We start from the raw sequence: 18,787 nt of genomic DNA on the forward strand, positions 1-18,787 counted from the left end.
TTTGAATATTTTCTAGAGTGGAGTTGAAGCTTTTGTTCGGAATTGGAGGAGTGAGCCGCGGGGCCAAGCTGTATTTAGCCGTTTTAATGGCTTTTGTTGGTATTGTTTCCTGTGTCGTTGTTTTGGCCTATAATAATTACTTTTTTCTTGGCGATCCGCTTAAGCCTAACAATGATGACGTCAAATATATGCAGACCTCCCGCCTTCTGCTGAATGAAGGCGTGCTTGCCTATAATACCGGAGACAAGCCGACGGCCTTCATCATGCCCGGCCTTCCGCTTATTCTGGCGGGATTCATGGCCCTGTTCGGTCAAGAGGAAGGCGGAGTCATCGCTTACCGGCTATATCAATGCATCCTGCAAGTGCTGTCGATCTATCTGATCTTCTGGCTGGGCAAGCGCATCTTTAACACCCGGACGGCTCTCGTTGCCTGTACGATCAGCGCGATTTATTTGCCGGATTATTTCTCTTCTGGCGTCATTCTATCGGAAACGACCTTTAGAACGATCCTCCTGCTTCTGCTATGCGTCACCATCATGGCCCTGGACAAAAATACGGCGCGTTATTATATCCTGATAGGAGCGCTGACCGCTGCAGCGGCTTATTTCAAGCCCCATGCCTCCCTCTACCCTGCCGTATTTCTCGTTCTCTGGTGGAGGCATCGGCTCCCATGGCGTTCCATGCTGAAGTATGCCCTGCTCATGATCGGGGTTTATATCCTTCTGCTCACTCCCTGGTGGATCCGGAACTGGCTGACGTTCCATGAGTTTATCCTGTTCACGAATTCCGGGGGAAGCCCCTTCCTGCTTGGAACCCGAATCCATGGGCAGCTGCCGCCAGCAGGCTTCTTCGAGGCCTATCCACAATACGACCCGGACACCTTGTTCCAAGGCGCTGACCGCATGGCGATTCAAAAGGGAATCGATATGATCAAATACGGCTTCCAGCATGAACCCTTGAAATATCTCTACTGGTTTACGGCAGGCCGATGGGTTGAGCTGTATTTTCATCCTTTCTACTCCCGCCCGATCTGGCCCGTAACGAGGCCGGTGATGAATGTGATTCAAATCATCCTGATGATCATCAATATGCTCGGCATTTGCCGGGCTCTGCTTAAGCATCGCTGGGACAAGCTTCTCCCGCTCGTTTTGGCACTCGGTTATTTCACCGTTATTTATATCCCCTTCGTTGCTTTTAACCGGTATGGCTATCCGAACATGATTCTGTTAATACTATTCGGATCATATTTCGTAGAACAGCTTCTCGGGTACTTCAGCAAGCTTTATAACAATGGCTTCAGAAGAAGGAGGACGGTAACCCCATGAAAACTCTCATTATCATCCCGGCATATAATGAGGAAGGCAGCATTGCCTCCGTAATCGCGGATATCCGCAGACATGTGCCGGAAACAGATATTGTCGTCATCAACGACGGTTCTACCGACCGGACGGAAGAGATTGCCAAGGCCAGCGGCGCCAGCGTCTTGACGATGCCTTACAATGTCGGAATTGGCGGCGGCATGCAGACCGGTTATATATATGCAAAAATGCAAGGATATGATGTGGCCGTGCAAATGGATGCCGACGGCCAGCATCCGGCAAAAGAGCTGCCTAAATTGATCGAACAGGCGTCCAGATACGATCTCGTGATCGGCTCCAGGTACGTGAAATCCACGTCATACCGCTCGCCGCATATGCGCCGCATCGGCATGATCTTTTTCTCCCAGCTGGTCTCGCTCATTACGAGACAGCGGTTCACGGATACGACCAGCGGTTTCCGGGCAGCCGGACGCAAAGTCATCAATTTGTATGCCAGCTATTATCCGATCGATTACCCTGAGGTGGAATCCCTCGTCTACCTTAAGCGCCATGGCTGCAAAATTACGGAGGTATCCACGGAAATGCAGCGGAGACAGGCAGGCCGATCCTCGATCACGCCCGCAAGGTCCGTTTACTATATGGTTAAAGTAACTCTCTCTGTCATTATGAGCGCAATGCGATATAATAGAACGGCGGTGATCAAATAGATGTTTATCAACATTCTATCAGTGTCGGTCGCGATTGCTTTTCTCGTCATCGTATTGGAACTCGTGCGAAGACAGAGGCTGAAAGAACAGTATTCCCTGCTATGGATATTATTCAGCATCGTACTGCTCATCGTTTCATGGAATGTATCCTTGATGGAATGGATCGCGGACCAGCTTGGCGTAAAATACGCTCCGGCCGTCCTTTTCCTGTTCGGCCTGCTGTTCTGCTTTTCGCTCATACTTCATCTTACGATCGTCATTACCAAGCTGACGAGCCAGGTACTCCGCCTGAGTCAGGAAGTGGCGATCTTAAAGGCTCGGGAGGCGCTTTATGGAAAAAACAATTAGTTATGTAATGCTCTTCGGCAACATTCTGCTGCTGGTCACGGGGCAGGTTCTCTTTAAGATCGGACTGACGCGGTCAGGAGGGCTCGTATGGAACAAGCTGCTTCTGTCCCCGATGATTCTCGGCGGCGTTGCACTTTATGGGCTGGCCACGATTCTGTGGTTTGCCGTTCTGACCCGTTTGCCGCTAAGTGTAGCCTATCCGATGCAAGCCTTCGCCTACGTTCTCGCACTTATACCTGCTTACTACCTGTTTGGCGAATCCATCTCGGCTGCTAAGCTGGCCGGCGTTGCCGTCATTCTGTTCGGCGTATACCTGCTGGCGAAATAACCGCATATCTGCAAACAAAAAAGACGCCGTTTGGCGTCTTTTTGAATTTTATCAGTTTAAATGTGATCGACAGCAGCTTTCCTTACTGGGAGAACGCGTTGGCATACGCTTCATCATACCTCGGACAGAGCCTCTATCTTCCTGCGGACTTCGGCAATTGCCCGCATCAATTCCTCCCGTTCTCCGGGAGATTCCGGCTCCTCACGCGCCATCAGAACAGCCAGCTCCAGCCCCAGGCGCTCCCGTTCGTTGTCAGCCATTTGCCCGTCGGAATCCCGCCGGTTCACCCGATCCTTGGATTCATATTCCTCCACCGTACCCGGGAACCACTCCGGCTCCTCCCTCCCGTCCAGCAGCAGCAGCCGATTGCAGACCTTGCGAGCCAAATACCTGTCATGCGTCACAATCATGAGCGCTCCCGGATACGCGCATAACGCTTCCTCAACGACTTCACGCGTGTCAATGTCCAGGTAATTTGTTGGCTCGTCGAGAATCAACAGATTGGACTGGCCGAAAAACAGCTTCAGAAACGCTACCCGACATTTCTCGCCCATGCTCAAATCGCCGATTTTCTTATACACCTCATCCCTGGAAAATAAAAAACAGCCCAGAATCGTCCTTGCATGCGATTCGGTCATATCCGGCAGCACCAGCAGGCTGTCCAGAATACTCATGCCTTCATCCAGGTTATGCAGCTCCTGGGCAAAATAGCCGATCTGTGCCTGCGGATGCAGGGCAACCGCGCCTGAAGACGGGGCAAGCTGCCCCGTTACCAGCTTGAGCAGCGTAGACTTGCCCGTTCCGTTAGGCCCCAATACGCCGACCCGGTCCCCCCGTTCTACCTGCAGGTTGAACTGGCGGAACAGCAGATCCTGCCCGTAGCCGAAGCCAACATCGTTCATGCGCAGCAAGGTCGACGCCGCAAACGCTCCGTCCTGCAGGTTCATTCGAAGCTTTTTCGCCTCGCGGGGCTTCTCCACCCGATCCCGCTCCAGTCGCTCCAGCTCCTTCTGTTTCGCATGATAACGCGAAATATTCTTCTTCGCCTTCGCCTTGTAGAAGCTCGCCGTGATCGCCACATCCAAATTATCCGCGCGGGCAGCCCGGTGGGCCTGATGGAACCATTCCTGGTAGCGCCGGATGGATTGCTCCAGAGCCTGCTTCGCCTGCTCCTGCTTTTTGTACGTCGTCATTTGGGTGCGCCACTCGACCTCCTTCTGCTGCCGGTAATCGCTGTAGCCGCCTGCATAACGCCGGCATCCGTCAGCCTGCAGCTCCAGAACGGACGTAGCCGTCCGGTCCATGAATGTCCGGTCATGCGACACGTACAGGATCGTCCCTTCATAGGTGCGAACCCACTCTTCCAGGTCGTTCAGGGACTGGGTATCGAGATGGTTCGTCGGCTCATCCAGCAGGATGAACTTCGGCTCGCGAACCATCAGGGCAGCGAGCTGCGCTCTCGTCTTCTGCCCGCCGCTCAGCCGCTCAAACGGCAAATTCCACAGCTCCGGCGGCAGGTTCATTTGCCCCAGGCGCTTCTCTGCTTTGACCTCCCAATCATAGCCGCCAAGCTGCATATACCGCTCATAAATCAAACCGTATCGCTCCACGCTTGCCTCCGAGGCTTGACCGGATCCCATTTCGCTCTGCAATTGCTCCAGTTCTTTTTTCAACTCATAGATTTCTCCGGATCGGGACAGCACGTATTCCAGCAGCGTTAATGGCGAATCGAGGTCGACCTGCTGCTCCATCCAGCCCCATTCTTCGAGCGGCAGCACTCTGTGGACACGCCCCTCCTCAAAGCTGATCTTGCCCAGCAGGCCCTGCAGCAAAGTCGTCTTCCCGGAGCCATTGCGGCCGAATAGCGCCACCCGCTCTCCGCTGCCTACTTCAAACGAGAGGTCTGTAAACAATACCTCTCCATTCCATTCCTTCCTTAAACCCTTAACTGTTAAAACCATCGTCATTTCACATCATCCCCCGTTTCGCGAATATGGAACGCAAATAACCGTGGCCAGCGGCACACGGTCAGATACAGCGAAATAGGGGTACAACCATAAGCAGAAACAGACTCAGACGCCAAAATGAGCGCTGGTTCAGCTTTCCTTATGATTGTATCTGTCTTTTTGAGTACAAAAAAAGAAGACCCTAAGTCGACACACGTATCCCTGACCGGCTCCCGATGTCTCGAGAGCGCCGCTTGCCTGCTGACAAGTTGTCTTGTGGGAACGTGTTCTTACTCCATCGTCTAAGGGTCCTCCTGAATAGTTAAAATAATGGGTTGCTTCTTACTCTTTTATTATTACCATGATTTCCAGCCGAGAGCAAGCCGCCTTTCCGGATTTACCGGATTAAACGAATTTAGCGGGCTTACCCGACTTCGAGATCAAAGCCGCCTTTGGAGAATTGGCTGTTGTACAGATCAGCGTAGAATCCGCCTTGTGCCAGCAGTTCTTCATGGGTACCCTGCTCGATGACCGAACCGTGATTCATGACTAGAATCAAGTCCGCATCCTTGATCGTCGACAAGCGGTGCGCAATGACAAAGCTCGTGCGCCCTTTCATCAGCTCATTCATCGCCTTCTGGATATAAATTTCCGTCCGCGTATCCACGCTGCTCGTCGCTTCATCCAGGATAAGAATCGCCGGATCGGCGAGAACAGCCCGAGCGATGGTCAGAAGCTGCTTCTGGCCTTGTGAGATGTTGGAGGCTTCTTCGTTCAGGATCGTATCATACCCGTCCGGCAGCGTGCGGATGAAATGATCGGCATGCGCCGTCTTCGCGGCCTGGATGATCTCCTCCTCCGTCGCTCCTTCACGCCCATAGGCAATATTATCGCGAATCGTACCGTTGAACAGCCAGGTATCCTGAAGCACCATACCGAATAGACTGCGCAGGTTCCCCCGGCTCATCTCCGTAATATCGACCCCGTCGATTGTAATCGAGCCGCCGTTCAATTCATAGAAACGCATCAGCAGATTGATCAGCGTCGTCTTCCCGGCGCCCGTTGGGCCGACGATGGCGATCGTCTGTCCTTTCGAGGCATGAATATTCATATCGTCGATCAGTATCGCCTGATCCTGGTAGCCAAAACGGACATGATTGAAGGAGACCTCTCCCTTCGGCTCTTCAATTTGAACAGGGTGAGCCGGATCTGGAACTTCCTCGGTTTCGTCCAGCACTTCGAATACACGCTCCGAGGAAGCGACGGTGGATTGAATGATATTGGCAATGTTAGCCGTTTGCGAAATCGGCATGGACAGCTGTCTCGTATACTGGATGAATGCCTGAATGTCACCGATCTTGATTTTTCCCTTCAGGACCAGAACGCCGCCTACCACGGCAACAAGCACATAACCGATATTGCCGATGAAGCTCATGATTGGCATGATCACGCCAGAAATGAATTGCGCCTTCCAGCCCGCCTCATACAGGCGTTCGTTGATCTCATCAAATTGCTGCAGCGACTTCTGTTCGCGGCCGAACACTTTGACCACCTTATGGCCCGTGTACATTTCCTCCACATGACCGTTCAGCATGCCAAGCTCCTTCTGCTGGCGGACAAACTGGCGCTGGGAACGCTTGGCGATCGAAGTGATCGCCATGATGCTTAGCGGGATCGTCAATACCGCGATCAACGTCATTAACGGACTGATCGAGAGCATCATCACGATAACCCCGATAATGGTCAGAACCGATGAAATCAGCTGGGTCATGCTCTGCTGCAGGGTGGAGCTGATATTGTCCATATCATTCGTCACCCGGCTGAGAATTTCCCCATGCGTTCTGGCGTCATAATATTTGAGCGGCAGACGCGACAGCTTGTCGTTCACTTGCTTCCGCAAATTGTAGACCGTCTTCTGCGAGACATCCGCCATTAAATACTGCTGGAAGTAGCTGAATAGAGCACTCAATAAGTACAGTCCAAGCAAAGTAAGAATAATTCTTCCGATGGCATCGAAGTCGATAGCCGCCCCCGGAATTCCCTTCATTTTCCCCATGATTCCTTCGAATAGTATGGTCGTCGCATCCCCCATAACCCTCGGGCTAAGAATGGCGAATACCGTACTGAGGACAGCCATGAGGACCACGGAACCAATCTGCAGCCGGAACGGACGCATATAAGTTATAAGGCGTCTGAGCGTACCTTTGAAATCCTTTGCCTTTTCGGCCGGTACGCCCATTCCGGGCGGGCCGCCATGCCCCCGGCCTCCGCCGAAGCCGCCTGGTCTTTTTGCGCTTTGTTGGTGACTCTGACTCATGCGATCTCCTCCTCTGACAGCTGGGACAAGACGATTTCCCGATACACCTCGCAGGTCTCCATCAATTCCTGATGCTTGCCGATCCCCGCGATTCGGCTCTCGTCCATCACGATGATCTGATCGGCATCCAGTACGGTACTTACCCGCTGAGCGACGATAATGACGGTGGATTCCCCGGTCTCCTGCTTGAGCGCTGCGCGCAGCTTGGAATCCGTCTTGAAGTCAAGCGCCGAGAAGCTGTCGTCGAAAATATATATCTCCGCCTGGCGTACCAATGCCCGGGCAATGGAGAGACGCTGCTTCTGACCGCCGGAGACGTTGGAGCCGCCCTGCGCAATTGGGGAGTCATACCCATGCTCCATCTTAGAGATGAAGTCGGCCGCTTGGGCAATTTCCGCCGCATGCCGCACCTCCTCATCGCTGGCATCCTCTTTCCCGTATCGGATATTGTCGCTGATCGTGCCTGTGAACAGTACGGCTTTCTGCGGAACGAAGCCGATCTTCGAGCGCAGCTCATGCTGGGACATGTCCCTGACATCGGTGCCGTTCACCAGTACCCGGCCTTCCTCCACGTCATAAAACCTCGGAATGAGATTAATCAGCGTGGATTTGCCGGAGCCTGTACCGCCGATGATCGCCGTTACCTCGCCGGGACGGGCCGCAAAGCTGATATCCTGGATTGCCGGCTTCTCGGCGCCAGGGTAGCTAAACGACACGTTCTGGAACTCGACATGGCCTTTTTGCCCATTCGCGGGCGCCGGCGCATCCGTATCCTTGATGACCGGGGCCATATCCAGCACCTCATTGATCCGGACAGCCGAAGCCGACGCGCGCGGAATCATCACGAACATCATCGACACCATTACAAGCGAGAACATAATTTGCATCGCATACTGCAGGAACGCCATCAGATCCCCAACCTGCATCATTTCCGCGTTGATGCGCAGCCCGCCGAACCAAATAATTGCTACCGACGACAGGTTCATCACCAGCATCATGACCGGCATCATGAAAGCCATAATTTTGTTTACTTTAATCGAGGTATCCGTCAAGTCATAGTTCGCTTGGTCAAAGCGCATTTTCTCATGCTGAACCCGGTTAAAGGAACGGATGACGCGAATTCCCGTCAGATTCTCCCGCATAACCAGATTCAACTTGTCGATCTTCTTCTGGATCGCCTTGAACAGCGGAATGCCCTTCCGGGCAATTAGAAAAATAGCCAGCGCCAGCACAGGCAGAACTACCACGAAAATGAGCGACAGCGTAGCGTCCTTCGAGACGGCCATAATGATTCCGCCTATACAGAGCATCGGCGCCATGACCATCATCCGCAAAATCATGATCAGTACCTGCTGGACTTGCGTAATGTCGTTCGTCGTACGCGTAATCAGCGAAGCCGTGCCGAGCTTGTCGAATTCCTCCAGAGAGAAATTCTCGACATGGTTAAAAACCTTCGCCCGCAGCAGCTTACCGAATCCTGTCGCCGCCCGGGAGGCGAAATAGCTGGCTGCGATGGAGCAGAGCATTCCTCCAAGCGCTACCAGCAGCATAAAGGAGCCAACCTTCCATATATATGGTGTATCGCCGTTGACTACGCCAATATCCACGATATCCGCCATCAGCGTCGGCAGGTAAAGCTCGGATAGCGATTGAAAAAACACCAGCACGAGCACGGCCAGAATCGGCAGCCGGAACGGCTTCAAAAACCGAAAAAGCTTAGTCATCGTCCATCATCTCCACTTTCCCTATAAATGTCGCTCTTCTCTTTCATACCAGCCTCCAAATGCTCATAGACCTGTTCAAGCAGCGAGGCCAGCTGCTCCGTCTTCTCTTTTCCCAGACGCTCGTACAGCTCCTTGAATCTGCGCGCTACATCCTCCTTGGCCTGCTTTGTCACAGCCTTTCCCTGCTCCGTCAGCTTCACTCTGACAACGCGCCGGTCCTCCTGGTCGTTATACCGGGTGACCAGCCCCCCGCGTTCCAGATTCTTGATGAGCTGGGTAATGGTCGGCGAGGTAACCTCCATCATGGAGCTTAGTGAAGAGACGGATGAGCCTCTCTCATCCTGAGTGCACCCATACTGGATGCAGAGCAGCATTTTGATTTCGCTATTGTTCCATCCGCCAACCGCCATCTTGTGCCAGTCTGCCCGGCGAAAACGGTGAAGCGCATCAATAAGCCTCTGGGCTACCGGATCGTCGCCCATAATCATGCAATCACCCCCTGTGCATTTATTTATACTATTTAATAATTAGCATTCCTATTTATTAGTACACCTAATTATATTTCCGTCATTTTTCAAAGTCAAATATCTATGGAGCAGCAATGTTATCCAATATGCAGACAGTAAATTTGCAGGCGAAAAATGCCACAACTGAAACCGGTGATCCAGACATGACCTATACCACGCGACCTAATACCACGAACCGCGGACCGAAACCGCGACCTATACGGGAACCGAAGCCGAGATCTAGATCAGGAACGTGACGGCGACCGACACTTTATAACGGATCTCACAAGCGCTATTTGTTTGAAAGTAGCCCCTGTCAAAATGTAACTAATCTAGGGAGCGTTATTTTACTTTTTTCTGCACCAAGCAGAGGATAATTGGCAAATAGAGTGGCTAGCAACCGTTAGAATTAAAATCATCGCAAATATGTACAAATAACGTGGATGAGATCCGTTAGATCGGACTAACAGCCAAATGCCGCCTCCTTCGAGTTGTCTTGTTTGGTGGGTTCATCCGCACGGACGAGAACCTGGCCTTTTACTACAGAATTTGCTTGAAAAAGTTGCAGCGACAAGGGCCCCAATGCTCGCTTCCCTCGCGATCATATAAGAAAAAACTTCTGTCGACATAATGTCCAGGATGGTTCCACTAAAAACTTATATTCTATAACCCAATAAGACCCCGCCGCAGGCGAGGTCTTAAACATGTATGCTTTTGCTCTAAAATGGCAGCTTAATTCCCTCCAGCTCAGGGAGTGCTCTGAATTCATAGCCTTGCCGCCTAGCCTCGTCGATGATGGAACCCAGTGCCTCCATGTTATCCTTCGATACCGAGTGCAGCAAAATTACGGCTCCCGGATGCAGCTGCCCAACTACCTTCTTGAACGCATAGCCGCTTCCCTTCTGATCCTTCGTATCCCAGTCCTTGTAGGCTGCGGACCAGAAGACATTGGTGTAGCCAAGCTCTTTCGTCACTCGCAGCGTCCGTTCGTTAAAGATGCCTCGCGGGGGGCGAAGGTATCCCATATCGCTCTGTCCAGTCAAAGCGACGATCTCTTTATTTACCCGTTCCAGCTCTTCCTTGATCTGTGCGTCGGAGATGGTCGTCATGTCCGGATGGCTCCACGAGTGGTTCCCGACGATATGCCCTTCGGCGGTCATCCGTTTGACGAGCGCAGGCTGATCTTTTACAAAATGCCCGGTGACAAAAAATATCGCCGGCACCTTTTTCGCTTTAAGCGTATCAAGAATCGGTGCCGTATAACCGTTCTCATAACCATTGTCGAACGTCAGGAATAAATCCTTGCGTGAGGTATCGCCCAGAAAGATTGCGCCATGCTTATCGACGATCGGTTTAAATCCCTCCTCGTCGATAGAGGGAAGCTGCCCGCCCACGCTCCGCTTAAAGCCGAAATGATAAGGCCCGTCTGCTGCGGCCGAGGCCGAAGCTGCCGTCCCGATCGGCAGGATGCCCAGGAGACAGCATACCGCCATCGCCGTCAACAACGCCATTCTCATCCTTGGTTCTCTCCTTTTTATCATGATAGGTCATTGTATTTTCAGCTGTATAGGCAAAAAATATGCATCCGCTCGCAACAAATAAGGCTATCCTGCGCAGTCTCTTGTATAGACTGGCTGAATAGCCCATTCCATATGTCCTTATATTAAATCCTTAGCCGCGGTGATCCAGGGGAAGCACCCGTCCCTGGGAGTGGCTCTCCATAGCCAGCTCGATAATCCGAATCACATCACGGGCATCTTCGGCCGCGACAGGAGAAGGCTGTCCTGCGCTAATGGCATCTGCCAGCTTCCGGTAGAATGTTTCATAGCTCCCCGTCAGCGTCTCCACCGTTCCGCTGACAGCGAGGCCGCCGATATCCGTGGTCAGCTTGCCATAATTCGCTTCGTTATCCCGGCCCCAATTCTCGTCGCCAGGGCCTGACCCTTTCCGGAGCTGAGCTTCCTGCGGGTCGAATCCGTGCTTGATGAAGCTGCCTCGATCCCCGTGCAGAATGAAGCGCGGGCCTTGCTCCCGTACCAATGATCCGGAATGAAGGACGACCCGCAGGTTCGAATAGCCGAGCACAAGGTGAAAATAATCATTAGCCTTGCTGCCTTTGCGTTCCTTGCGCAAGTCCGCCCATACGGTGTTCGGTTTTCCAAATAACGTCAAAGCCTGATCAATCAGATGCGAACCGAGATCATAGAGAATACCCGAGCCCGGTAAATCCTGTTCGCGCCAGCGTCCGGTCACTTCCGGCCGAAAGCGGTCGAAGTGAGCTTCGTAGTACGAAACGCTGCCCAGTACGCCTGAATCCAGCAGGCGGCTAATAGTCAAGAAATCATTATCCCAACGCCGATTATGATAAACCGTAAGCAGCAGCTTCTTCTCCTTAGCAAGCGCGATCAAACGATCCGCTTCCGCCGAGCTATTCGTAAATGGCTTCTCCACGACGACATGCTTGCCTGCCTCCAGCGCATGGGCCGCATATTCATAATGGGTTAAATTCGGACTGGATACGACCACAAGCTGAATATCCGGATCGCTCAGCAGTGTTTCTACATCCTCATATACCTTCGCTTGGGGATAAATTCCCTTCACTTTAGCTGGCTGAGAAGATACGACGGCAGCGAGCGTCATACCTTCCGACCGATCAATGAGCGGAGCGTGAAATACGGAGCCCGATAGGCCGAAACCGATAAGTCCTACCTGAATTGCCATTCCTGTTCCCCCTCTGTTTCAAGTCCCAATGATGGTTTGTGCAAATCGAATAATGCCCCTATTATACCATCGGACAACTCTAGCAGCCCATGGAATGCAAAATATCTTTGAAATGCAGCGCCTTTCCTAGCAGCACTATTATTAAAACACCTTTGACAGCTCCGATTTGGCAAATGCGATCCACTCCCGGGTAGCAAACGACATATAACGGTCATCGCGCCATATGATACCGAGCTTCCACGGAATGACGGGCTTCACGAGAGGAATGATCTTAACCCGCTTATTATCGATCTCCCGGCAGATCGTCTCTGGAAGAAGTGTAATGCCCAGACCTACGGCCACCATTTCACTGATTAAGTCCCATTGCGAGCTCTCGTAGATAACATGCGGCTGAAATCCAAATCTGGCGCACTCGCCGATAATCCGGTCATGCAGCGTAAAATCTTCCCGAAACAAAACGAAGTCGTCCTGGGCCAGCTCCGCCAGCTCAACTTCCGTTCGCTCCGCAAGCGGGTGGGTAGGATGCACGACCAAATTCAGCTTCTCCTCCACGAACGGGAAGCTGCATAATCCCTCATGCGTCGTCGGCAGGACGACAACGCCGACTTCCAGCGTGCCGGAAGCTACTTCAAGCTCTACCTTTTTCGCCCCGTCTTCATAGAGCTGGATCGTAATATCTGGATACCTCTTATGAAATTGCCCGATCACCTTGGGAAAGAAGCTGGCGCCTACCATAGGGGGGAGCCCAATTCGGATATGCCCCTTCTTCAAATTACGAAGATCATCCAGCTCCGAGGTCAGGTTGTGGAACGAAGCGACGATCTGCTGAGCCTGTCCGGCAATCATCTGTCCGGCATCCGTCAACTCCACTCTCTTGCCCAGACGGTCGAACAGCACGACGCCAAGCTCGTCCTCCATCGCCTTGATCGCTTTGCTGATCGCCGGCTGCGTGATATACAATGCACTCGCGGCTTTGGTGAAGCTGCCATGCCGGGCGACCTCGATTAAATATTGAAGCTGCCGAATATCCATAGACTCTAATAATCTCCTTTCTTATCGATAACTTTTTGGAATAGTATACATTATTTATATTCATTTTACTCATGAAAGTAATTAATGTAATATTTTCATTACCAACCGAAAACAATGAAAGGAACCGGCTTCCCATGAATAAATTACGTCACATCGCCTTGAGCGTGCTGCAAATCACTCTTTTATTCTTCATTTCGATGGCGATGAACCAGCTGGCCGGTATGCTTCATTTACCTATCCCTGGGTCCATACTGGGCATTATCGTCATCTTTGCACTGCTCAAACTGAATGTCATCAAGCTGACCTGGATCGAACAAGGGGCCAATCTGCTTCTAGCCGAGCTGCTCCTGTTCTTCATCCCTTCCGCGGTCGGCATCATGAAATATATTCCGCTGCTGGAGAGCGACGGGGTTCGCATTCTAATTGTCGTCATTTCCAGCACGTTTATCGTCATGCTAAGCTCAGGGCTCATTGCCTCAAGAATTACCAAACGAAGGGAGAGCAACGCGTCATGATCACCGGTCTATTCTGGCTGGCCCTTACGCTTCTCATCTACGCGCTGTCCAAACGATTGTATCAGGCCAAACCCAGCGTCTACCTGTCCCCGCTGCTGGTGACTCCGATCGTGCTCGTAATCGGCCTGATGTGGGCGCATATTCCTTATGAGTCTTACAATTCAGGCGGCAAATGGCTTAGCGATATGCTGCAGCCTGCGACGATTGCCTTTGCCGTACCGCTGTACAAATACTATAACGTGCTCAAAAAACACGCAGCAGTCATCATCGTCAGCGTGCTGTCGGGCTCGATCGTCGCCATTATTTCTTCGGCAATGCTGGCTGAGTGGCTGCGCCTGGACCATGAACTGGTCAGCAGCCTGATCCCCCGCTCTATCACGGCTCCCATCGCGATGAGCGTGTCCCAGGCCATCGGCGGAATTCCTGGTATGACAGCAATTTTTGCCGTTATTACCGGCCTGCTCGGTAGCATTATCGGGCCTTATGTATTGAAGTGGTTCCGCATCGAGAATGAAATTGCCCGCGGCGTACTGCTGGGAACCGGCGCCCATGGCACGGGGACCTCCAAAGCGTTCGAGCTTAGCTCCTTGACCGGAACGATATCCAGCATTTCGATGATTCTCGCCGCTTTGTTCACGCTGGGAGCGGCTCCTGCCCTCATCACTCTATTATTCTATGGATAAGTGCGAAGTGTGTTAATTTTAGGGTTCCTCCAAAATTTATATAGATTGGATTCAGGCTTTGCCGGATGGCAAGGCCTCTTTTTTTCACATAATGAACCTCTTCTTGTCGGCGCACGCCAAAAAAGACCGAGAGACGAGCTCTCGGTCTAATCTGTGCAGTTCGTGCAAAATCCTGCTGACTGAAAGGGAGGTTTCTACTCTGCCGGAGTTACGGAGCTGTAGCCAGCGCGCTGAATACAATCGGGCCGATGACTCTAGCTGTATTTGTAGCAGCCGCAATTTGTTCCACGGATAAGATGTAGTCATGCACCCCGGGAGCTACGTTCGAATCTACAGCTATCAATGTGGTGAGATTGACGTTCTCGAAATTCGTTTCAACAGCCTGTTCAGCGTAATAGATTTCGTGGCCGTCACGGAGAATCCGAAACAATACGCGGGGAATTCCCGTCAAGCCCTGTAATCCAACTGTCGCCGTCAATTCGACCGTATTTACAGGCGCGTTGGCAGGAATGGAAACGCGCACCAGTGCAATGCCCTGGCCAGCCGGAGTTTGCGGCACATTAATTGCCGCTCCGTTGGTAATAGGGGTTGGCACATTTGTGACATGTTGAAGAAGCACAGCCATATTTCTATCAACTCCTTTCATGGAATACTACATATTATGAAGGAGCGATAGAATGCGATCGGGCGGCTATTCTAAGGATTTTGCTCATCTTTACGAGAAAGCTAGATTAGAAACGTCACATCGCCGGAACGGGGACCGGCTTGCCGCTTAATGACGACTCGAGGGCTGCGCAGGTCACCGCCTGGGTGCGGACGGCATCCGCATAGTCAGAACGAATCCGCGATGCATCTCCTGTTCGCACCGCATGGATAAATGCGGCCGTTTCGGCAGCGTATGGATTGTCCGTGCTGGAATAGCTCGTGGACACTCCGTTGTTTTTGACCTCCAGCTTATCGGGGTCCCATGCCAGGATGCCCTGCTCGGTATAGAAGCTCAGGCCGATTTCTCCTACCGCCCCCGGCAGCACGCAGGTATTCGAGATATTGGCTATGGCTCCGCTAGAGAGCTTTAACGTGACCGTACCGACATCCGGAACCGTCACTCCTTCATGCTGCCCCTTCACGATTCGATCGCCGTAGGCCGCATAGACTTCCTCCACCTCGCCGGCGGTATAGCGCAGCAAGTCGACCAAATGCGTTGTCTGCTCGATGAACTGTCCGCCCGAGCCTTCCTGTTTTCTCCACCAGCCTACGCCAGGCATGCTGCCCATCCAGGCGCCAAGAGCCATGCCGATCGTTTGTCCTTGCAGCAGCTCCTTAAGCTGCGCAACCGACTGTTTGTAACGAAAATGGTATCCGACCGACGTCATGACGGGACTCTGGCGGAGCTGCTCCAGAATGCGGCGGGGACCATCCAAGTTGACGCCTAGCGGTTTTTCTACAAGAAAAGGAATTCCCCGGGCGATCAGTTCCGTCTCCACGCCCTCATGCGACATTGGCGGGATGCATAAATACACGGCATCCAGCCGCTCGCTGTCCAGCATGGCCGTCAAGCTGTCATAGCCCTTTGCGCCGGGATAGCGGGAAGCAAGCGCATTCGCTTTTTCCATGCTTGTCCCGCAGGCTGCCGCTACACGCACGCCCTCGGTTTCCGCTAGAATGTCCCCATGCACCTTGCTGAACCAGCCTGTACCCACAATTCCGATATTCAAAGTCATTGCTATTCTCTCCTTTATCTGCTCTGGTATAGACGATATCCGGCCCATTGCCGCTTTAAATTTAAGCGTAACCGCTCTACCAATAAATCACAAGAATAAAACCCAACCGTTTAGAATGCCGGACATTTGGCACATCCCTGTCACAATTTCGATCATCTTTTTCATTAAAACTATGTCATTTTTCATATAATAAAGTAATGAAGTATCCTGCCAGTACCCCGAAGTTCATCTCAGTATGGCATGAAGTTCATCTAAATAAAGTTTTGTTTAGAAATGGATTACATATTACAATTGATTCAGACAAATCGTGAAAAAGAGAACACGTTTGATTTTGTGTGAAAGGTGGGATAGCGATGGCTATCATGCAACAACAATCCAGCAGCCTTGACGAGGCTAAGCAATACGTCAACGAGGTGTACGAGACGGTCAAGAAGCGAAACCCTGGAGAAACGGAATTCCATCAAGCAGTTAAAGAAATTTTGGACTCCCTAGTACCCGTATTCGCCAAACATTCCAAATACCGGGACAATGCGATTCTCGAAAGAATCGTCGAACCGGAACGGCTGATTACTTTCCGCGTGCCTTGGGTCGATGACAACGGAAAAGTGCAAGTAAACCGCGGCTTCCGTGTTCAATTCAACAGCGCAATCGGACCGTACAAAGGCGGCATCCGTTTCCATCCTTCCGTCAATGCCAGCATCATCAAATTCCTGGGCTTCGAGCAAATCTTCAAAAATTCCCTGACAGGACAACCGATTGGCGGCGGTAAAGGCGGCTCGGACTTCGATCCTAAAGGCAAATCTGATAACGAAATCATGCGCTTTACACAAAGCTTCATGACCGAATTGTCCAGATACGTCGGACCGGATACGGACGTACCTGCTGGCGATATCGGTGTTGGCGCCAGAGAGATCGGCTATATGTTCGGGCAGTACAAACGCCTAGTCGGTGGCAACGAAGCCGGCGTATTGACCGGTAAAGGCTTGCTGTATGGCGGCAGCCTGGGAAGAACCGAAGCGACGGGATATGGCCTGGTCTACTTTACGAGAGAAATGCTGAAAACGAAGGGCGAGCGCCTCGAAGGCAAAACCGTTGTCGTCTCCGGCTCCGGCAATGTCTCGATCTACGCCATTGAGAAGGCGCAAGAGTTCGGCGCCAAAGTCGTCGCATGCAGCGATTCCAACGGCTATATTTATGATGAGAACGGCATCGATCTGGCGACGGTGAAACGCATCAAAGAAGTGGAAAGAAAACGGATCAAAGAGTATGTCAACGATCATCCTTCAGCCATCTATGTCGAAGGCTGCGAGAACATCTGGAGCATTCCTTGCGATATTGCCCTGCCATGCGCGACGCAAAACGAAATTAACGAAGAGTCGGCAAAACTGCTTGTGGCTAACGGCGTGAAGTACGTTGCTGAAGGCGCCAACATGCCTTCCACGCTGGAAGCGATCGAAGTATATTTGAACAACGGAGTATACTTTGGCCCAGCCAAGGCCGCCAATGCCGGCGGGGTTGCCGTATCCGCACTGGAAATGGCCCAAAACAGCGCGAGACTGGCCTGGTCGTTCGAGAAAGTGGATAAAAAGCTGAAAGATATCATGAAGAATATCTACAGAAACAGCGTAAATGCCGCCGAGGAATATGGATATTCCGGCAACCTTCTGGTAGGCTCGAACATTGCCGGCTTCCTGAAAGTCGCTGACACGATGATTGTTCACGGCGTCGTATAAGGATGAAGGAAGACATTTAAATCAGCACAAACAATTAGAGCTAACTAAATAGGAGCTGTCCCTAAAGCAGATTTCTCTGCCAGGGCGGCTCCTTTTTGTCTTCCTTTTCTAAATAAAAGCAGCTAAGATCCGAATTTAGGCGCCATTTCTTTCAGGAAGTCATAGAACAGCTTCTCCGTAGGCGGCAGCTCCCGGTTCGCCGGAATGATCACACCGACATCACGCGTAACCAGCGGCTCCGTGATTGGCAAGGCGGCTATAGAATCGGGAAGATATTCGCCAAGCGCGATTTCCGGCAGCACCGTCAGGCCAAGACCTGCAGAGACAAGGCCCTTGATCGCATCCAGATCGTCCCCCTCGAACGTCACCTTCGGCTTGAAGCCGAGATCGCCGCAGGCGTTCACGACGATTTCCCGCAGCACAAAGCCTTCAGGGAACAACACGAACAAATCGTCCTTCAAATCGCTGAGCTTGACCGAGGGCCGGCCCGCCAATGAATGCTTGGCAGGAAGCAGCGCCTTGAACTTTTCCCGGAACAGCACCTCGACTTTGATTTGCGACTCGTTTTTTGGCACAGGGCCCATAATAGCCAGGTTCATATCCCCTTTGATTACGGAATCGACGAGCTCGCGGTACGAACCATGCTGCAGCTGAAAATGTACGGCAGGGTAGCGCTCCCGAAAGGCGGACACGACGCCGGGGATCATCTGGGACGCCAGGCTGCTTGGAAATCCGATCCGCACCGTTCCCCGCTCGGGGTCCAGAAACTCGCTGATCTCCTGACGCGCGTTATCTAGTACTTTGGTCAACTGCTCCATATGAGCGAGAAATAATTTGCCGATGGGGGTCAGCTTTACCTTCCGGCCTTCATGGATGAATAAATCGACGCCTAACTCGGACTCCAGTTTGAAAATCTGCCTGCTGACAGCGGACTGCGAGACATGAAGCGCATAAGAAGCTTCCGTCACATGCTCCAGCTTCGCCACCTCGATGAAATATAAAATTTGCCTCAATTCCATTCCGCCGCTTCACCTCCGGGTTCCCTATAGTATAGCCCTTATTATATAAGTTAAGCTGACAGAACAAAAGCAGGGGATGAAAACGTTCCCCTTATGTCACAGTAATTATTCTATTTATTGAATAATTTACAATTATAAGGTAATATTAATCTGCCTATCCTATTATTT

At 51.9% G+C, this 18,787-nt stretch carries 17 protein-coding genes; 7 read left to right on the forward strand and 10 right to left on the reverse strand.

Annotation, left to right across the window (positions count from 1 at the left end):
- The first annotated feature begins 32 nt into the window (after nt 1-32).
- Genes QNH46_RS22770 through QNH46_RS22785 form a run of 4 tightly spaced genes read left to right on the forward strand, consistent with a single transcriptional unit; the run spans nt 33 to nt 2,702 of the window.
- Nucleotides 33-1,325 carry an ArnT family glycosyltransferase gene (locus tag QNH46_RS22770; RefSeq protein ID WP_283926141.1) on the forward strand — a complete coding sequence of 431 codons (1,293 nt, stop codon included), beginning with the start codon at nt 33-35 and terminating at the stop codon, nt 1,323-1,325.
- Nucleotides 1,322-2,026 carry a glycosyltransferase family 2 protein gene (locus QNH46_RS22775; RefSeq protein WP_283926142.1) on the forward strand — a complete coding sequence of 235 codons (705 nt, stop codon included), beginning with the start codon at nt 1,322-1,324 and terminating at the stop codon, nt 2,024-2,026. Before QNH46_RS22770 ends, QNH46_RS22775 begins: the two co-directional genes overlap by 4 nt.
- Nucleotides 2,027-2,374, forward strand: coding sequence for a DUF2304 domain-containing protein (locus tag QNH46_RS22780; RefSeq protein WP_283926143.1), 348 nt, complete (start codon nt 2,027-2,029; stop codon nt 2,372-2,374).
- Nucleotides 2,358-2,702 carry an EamA family transporter gene (locus QNH46_RS22785; protein ID WP_283926144.1) on the forward strand — a complete coding sequence of 115 codons (345 nt, stop codon included), beginning with the start codon at nt 2,358-2,360 and terminating at the stop codon, nt 2,700-2,702. The genes QNH46_RS22780 and QNH46_RS22785 overlap by 17 nt, the downstream gene beginning before the upstream one ends.
- Before the next feature lie 113 nt (nt 2,703-2,815).
- Here the strand turns inward: QNH46_RS22785 and abc-f are convergent, their stop codons facing one another.
- The 7 genes from abc-f to cidR form a co-directional block, all read right to left on the reverse strand.
- Nucleotides 2,816-4,669 (reverse strand): ribosomal protection-like ABC-F family protein, encoded by a 1,854-nt coding sequence (gene abc-f, locus QNH46_RS22790; RefSeq protein WP_283926145.1) that lies wholly within the window; start codon nt 4,667-4,669, stop codon nt 2,816-2,818.
- Nucleotides 4,670-5,072: 403 nt separating this feature from the next.
- Nucleotides 5,073-6,965, reverse strand: a complete 1,893-nt coding sequence (locus QNH46_RS22795; RefSeq protein WP_283926146.1) for an ABC transporter ATP-binding protein — start codon at nt 6,963-6,965, stop codon at nt 5,073-5,075.
- Nucleotides 6,962-8,689: an ABC transporter ATP-binding protein gene (locus QNH46_RS22800; RefSeq protein ID WP_283926147.1), complete on the reverse strand. Its 1,728-nt coding sequence runs from the start codon at nt 8,687-8,689 to the stop codon at nt 6,962-6,964. Before QNH46_RS22800 ends, QNH46_RS22795 begins: the two co-directional genes overlap by 4 nt.
- Nucleotides 8,686-9,177: a MarR family winged helix-turn-helix transcriptional regulator gene (locus QNH46_RS22805; RefSeq protein WP_283926148.1), complete on the reverse strand. Its 492-nt coding sequence runs from the start codon at nt 9,175-9,177 to the stop codon at nt 8,686-8,688. The genes QNH46_RS22800 and QNH46_RS22805 overlap by 4 nt, the downstream gene beginning before the upstream one ends.
- Before the next feature lie 737 nt (nt 9,178-9,914).
- Nucleotides 9,915-10,712, reverse strand: a complete 798-nt coding sequence (pdaA, locus tag QNH46_RS22810; RefSeq protein WP_283926149.1) for a delta-lactam-biosynthetic de-N-acetylase — start codon at nt 10,710-10,712, stop codon at nt 9,915-9,917.
- Nucleotides 10,713-10,866: 154 nt separating this feature from the next.
- A complete protein-coding gene (locus QNH46_RS22815; protein WP_283926150.1) occupies nt 10,867-11,916 on the reverse strand; it encodes an oxidoreductase in 1,050 nt (349 codons plus the stop codon).
- Nucleotides 11,917-12,057: 141 nt separating this feature from the next.
- Complete coding sequence (gene cidR, locus QNH46_RS22820) at nt 12,058-12,948, reverse strand: cidABC operon transcriptional activator CidR (protein WP_283926151.1); 891 nt, start codon at nt 12,946-12,948, stop codon at nt 12,058-12,060.
- Between the two features lie 134 nt (nt 12,949-13,082).
- On the opposite strand from cidR, the gene QNH46_RS22825 reads away from it, so the two are divergent.
- Nucleotides 13,083-13,463, forward strand: a complete 381-nt coding sequence (locus QNH46_RS22825) for a CidA/LrgA family holin-like protein (RefSeq protein ID WP_283926152.1) — start codon at nt 13,083-13,085, stop codon at nt 13,461-13,463.
- Nucleotides 13,460-14,146 carry a CidB/LrgB family autolysis modulator gene (locus tag QNH46_RS22830; RefSeq protein ID WP_283926153.1) on the forward strand — a complete coding sequence of 229 codons (687 nt, stop codon included), beginning with the start codon at nt 13,460-13,462 and terminating at the stop codon, nt 14,144-14,146. Before QNH46_RS22825 ends, QNH46_RS22830 begins: the two co-directional genes overlap by 4 nt.
- 208 nt (nt 14,147-14,354) lie before the next feature.
- Here QNH46_RS22830 and QNH46_RS22835 read toward each other — a convergent pair whose 3' ends face one another.
- Nucleotides 14,355-14,771, reverse strand: coding sequence for an exosporium protein C (locus tag QNH46_RS22835; RefSeq protein ID WP_283926154.1), 417 nt, complete (start codon nt 14,769-14,771; stop codon nt 14,355-14,357).
- A gap of 115 nt (nt 14,772-14,886) precedes the next feature.
- Complete coding sequence (locus QNH46_RS22840) at nt 14,887-15,867, reverse strand: Gfo/Idh/MocA family protein (protein ID WP_213591211.1); 981 nt, start codon at nt 15,865-15,867, stop codon at nt 14,887-14,889.
- Nucleotides 15,868-16,220: 353 nt separating this feature from the next.
- On the opposite strand from QNH46_RS22840, the gene gdhA reads away from it, so the two are divergent.
- Nucleotides 16,221-17,600, forward strand: coding sequence for an NADP-specific glutamate dehydrogenase (gdhA, locus tag QNH46_RS22845; RefSeq protein WP_283926155.1), 1,380 nt, complete (start codon nt 16,221-16,223; stop codon nt 17,598-17,600).
- A gap of 122 nt (nt 17,601-17,722) precedes the next feature.
- On the opposite strand, the gene gltC is transcribed toward gdhA, so the two are convergent.
- Entirely contained in the window at nt 17,723-18,619 is an 897-nt protein-coding gene (gene gltC, locus QNH46_RS22850; RefSeq protein ID WP_283926156.1) for a glutamate biosynthesis transcriptional regulator GltC, read from the reverse strand.
- Between the last annotated feature and the right edge of the window lie 168 nt (nt 18,620-18,787).

Origin of the sequence: Paenibacillus woosongensis, assembly GCF_030122845.1 — a bacterium.
GTDB classification, from domain to species: Bacteria; Bacillota; Bacilli; order Paenibacillales; family Paenibacillaceae; genus Fontibacillus; species Fontibacillus woosongensis_A.

Excerpts from the sequence above, each read along its gene's own strand:
- QNH46_RS22825 (WP_283926152.1), top strand. The coding sequence starts at position 13,083 with ATGAATAAATTACGTCACATCGCCTTGAGCGTGCTGCAAATCACTCTT.
- QNH46_RS22795 (WP_283926146.1), bottom strand. The coding sequence starts at position 6,965 with ATGAGTCAGAGTCACCAACAAAGCGCAAAAAGACCAGGCGGCTTCGGC.
- gltC (WP_283926156.1), bottom strand. The coding sequence starts at position 18,619 with ATGGAATTGAGGCAAATTTTATATTTCATCGAGGTGGCGAAGCTGGAG.
- QNH46_RS22835 (WP_283926154.1), bottom strand. The coding sequence starts at position 14,771 with ATGGCTGTGCTTCTTCAACATGTCACAAATGTGCCAACCCCTATTACC.
- pdaA (WP_283926149.1), bottom strand. The coding sequence starts at position 10,712 with ATGAGAATGGCGTTGTTGACGGCGATGGCGGTATGCTGTCTCCTGGGC.
- QNH46_RS22800 (WP_283926147.1), bottom strand. The coding sequence starts at position 8,689 with ATGACTAAGCTTTTTCGGTTTTTGAAGCCGTTCCGGCTGCCGATTCTG.
- QNH46_RS22805 (WP_283926148.1), bottom strand. The coding sequence starts at position 9,177 with ATGATTATGGGCGACGATCCGGTAGCCCAGAGGCTTATTGATGCGCTT.
- QNH46_RS22815 (WP_283926150.1), bottom strand. The coding sequence starts at position 11,916 with ATGGCAATTCAGGTAGGACTTATCGGTTTCGGCCTATCGGGCTCCGTA.
- QNH46_RS22785 (WP_283926144.1), top strand. The coding sequence starts at position 2,358 with ATGGAAAAAACAATTAGTTATGTAATGCTCTTCGGCAACATTCTGCTG.
- QNH46_RS22830 (WP_283926153.1), top strand. The coding sequence starts at position 13,460 with ATGATCACCGGTCTATTCTGGCTGGCCCTTACGCTTCTCATCTACGCG.
- QNH46_RS22840 (WP_213591211.1), bottom strand. The coding sequence starts at position 15,867 with ATGACTTTGAATATCGGAATTGTGGGTACAGGCTGGTTCAGCAAGGTG.
- QNH46_RS22780 (WP_283926143.1), top strand. The coding sequence starts at position 2,027 with ATGTTTATCAACATTCTATCAGTGTCGGTCGCGATTGCTTTTCTCGTC.
- QNH46_RS22775 (WP_283926142.1), top strand. The coding sequence starts at position 1,322 with ATGAAAACTCTCATTATCATCCCGGCATATAATGAGGAAGGCAGCATT.
- gdhA (WP_283926155.1), top strand. The coding sequence starts at position 16,221 with ATGGCTATCATGCAACAACAATCCAGCAGCCTTGACGAGGCTAAGCAA.
- abc-f (WP_283926145.1), bottom strand. The coding sequence starts at position 4,669 with ATGACGATGGTTTTAACAGTTAAGGGTTTAAGGAAGGAATGGAATGGA.
- cidR (WP_283926151.1), bottom strand. The coding sequence starts at position 12,948 with ATGGATATTCGGCAGCTTCAATATTTAATCGAGGTCGCCCGGCATGGC.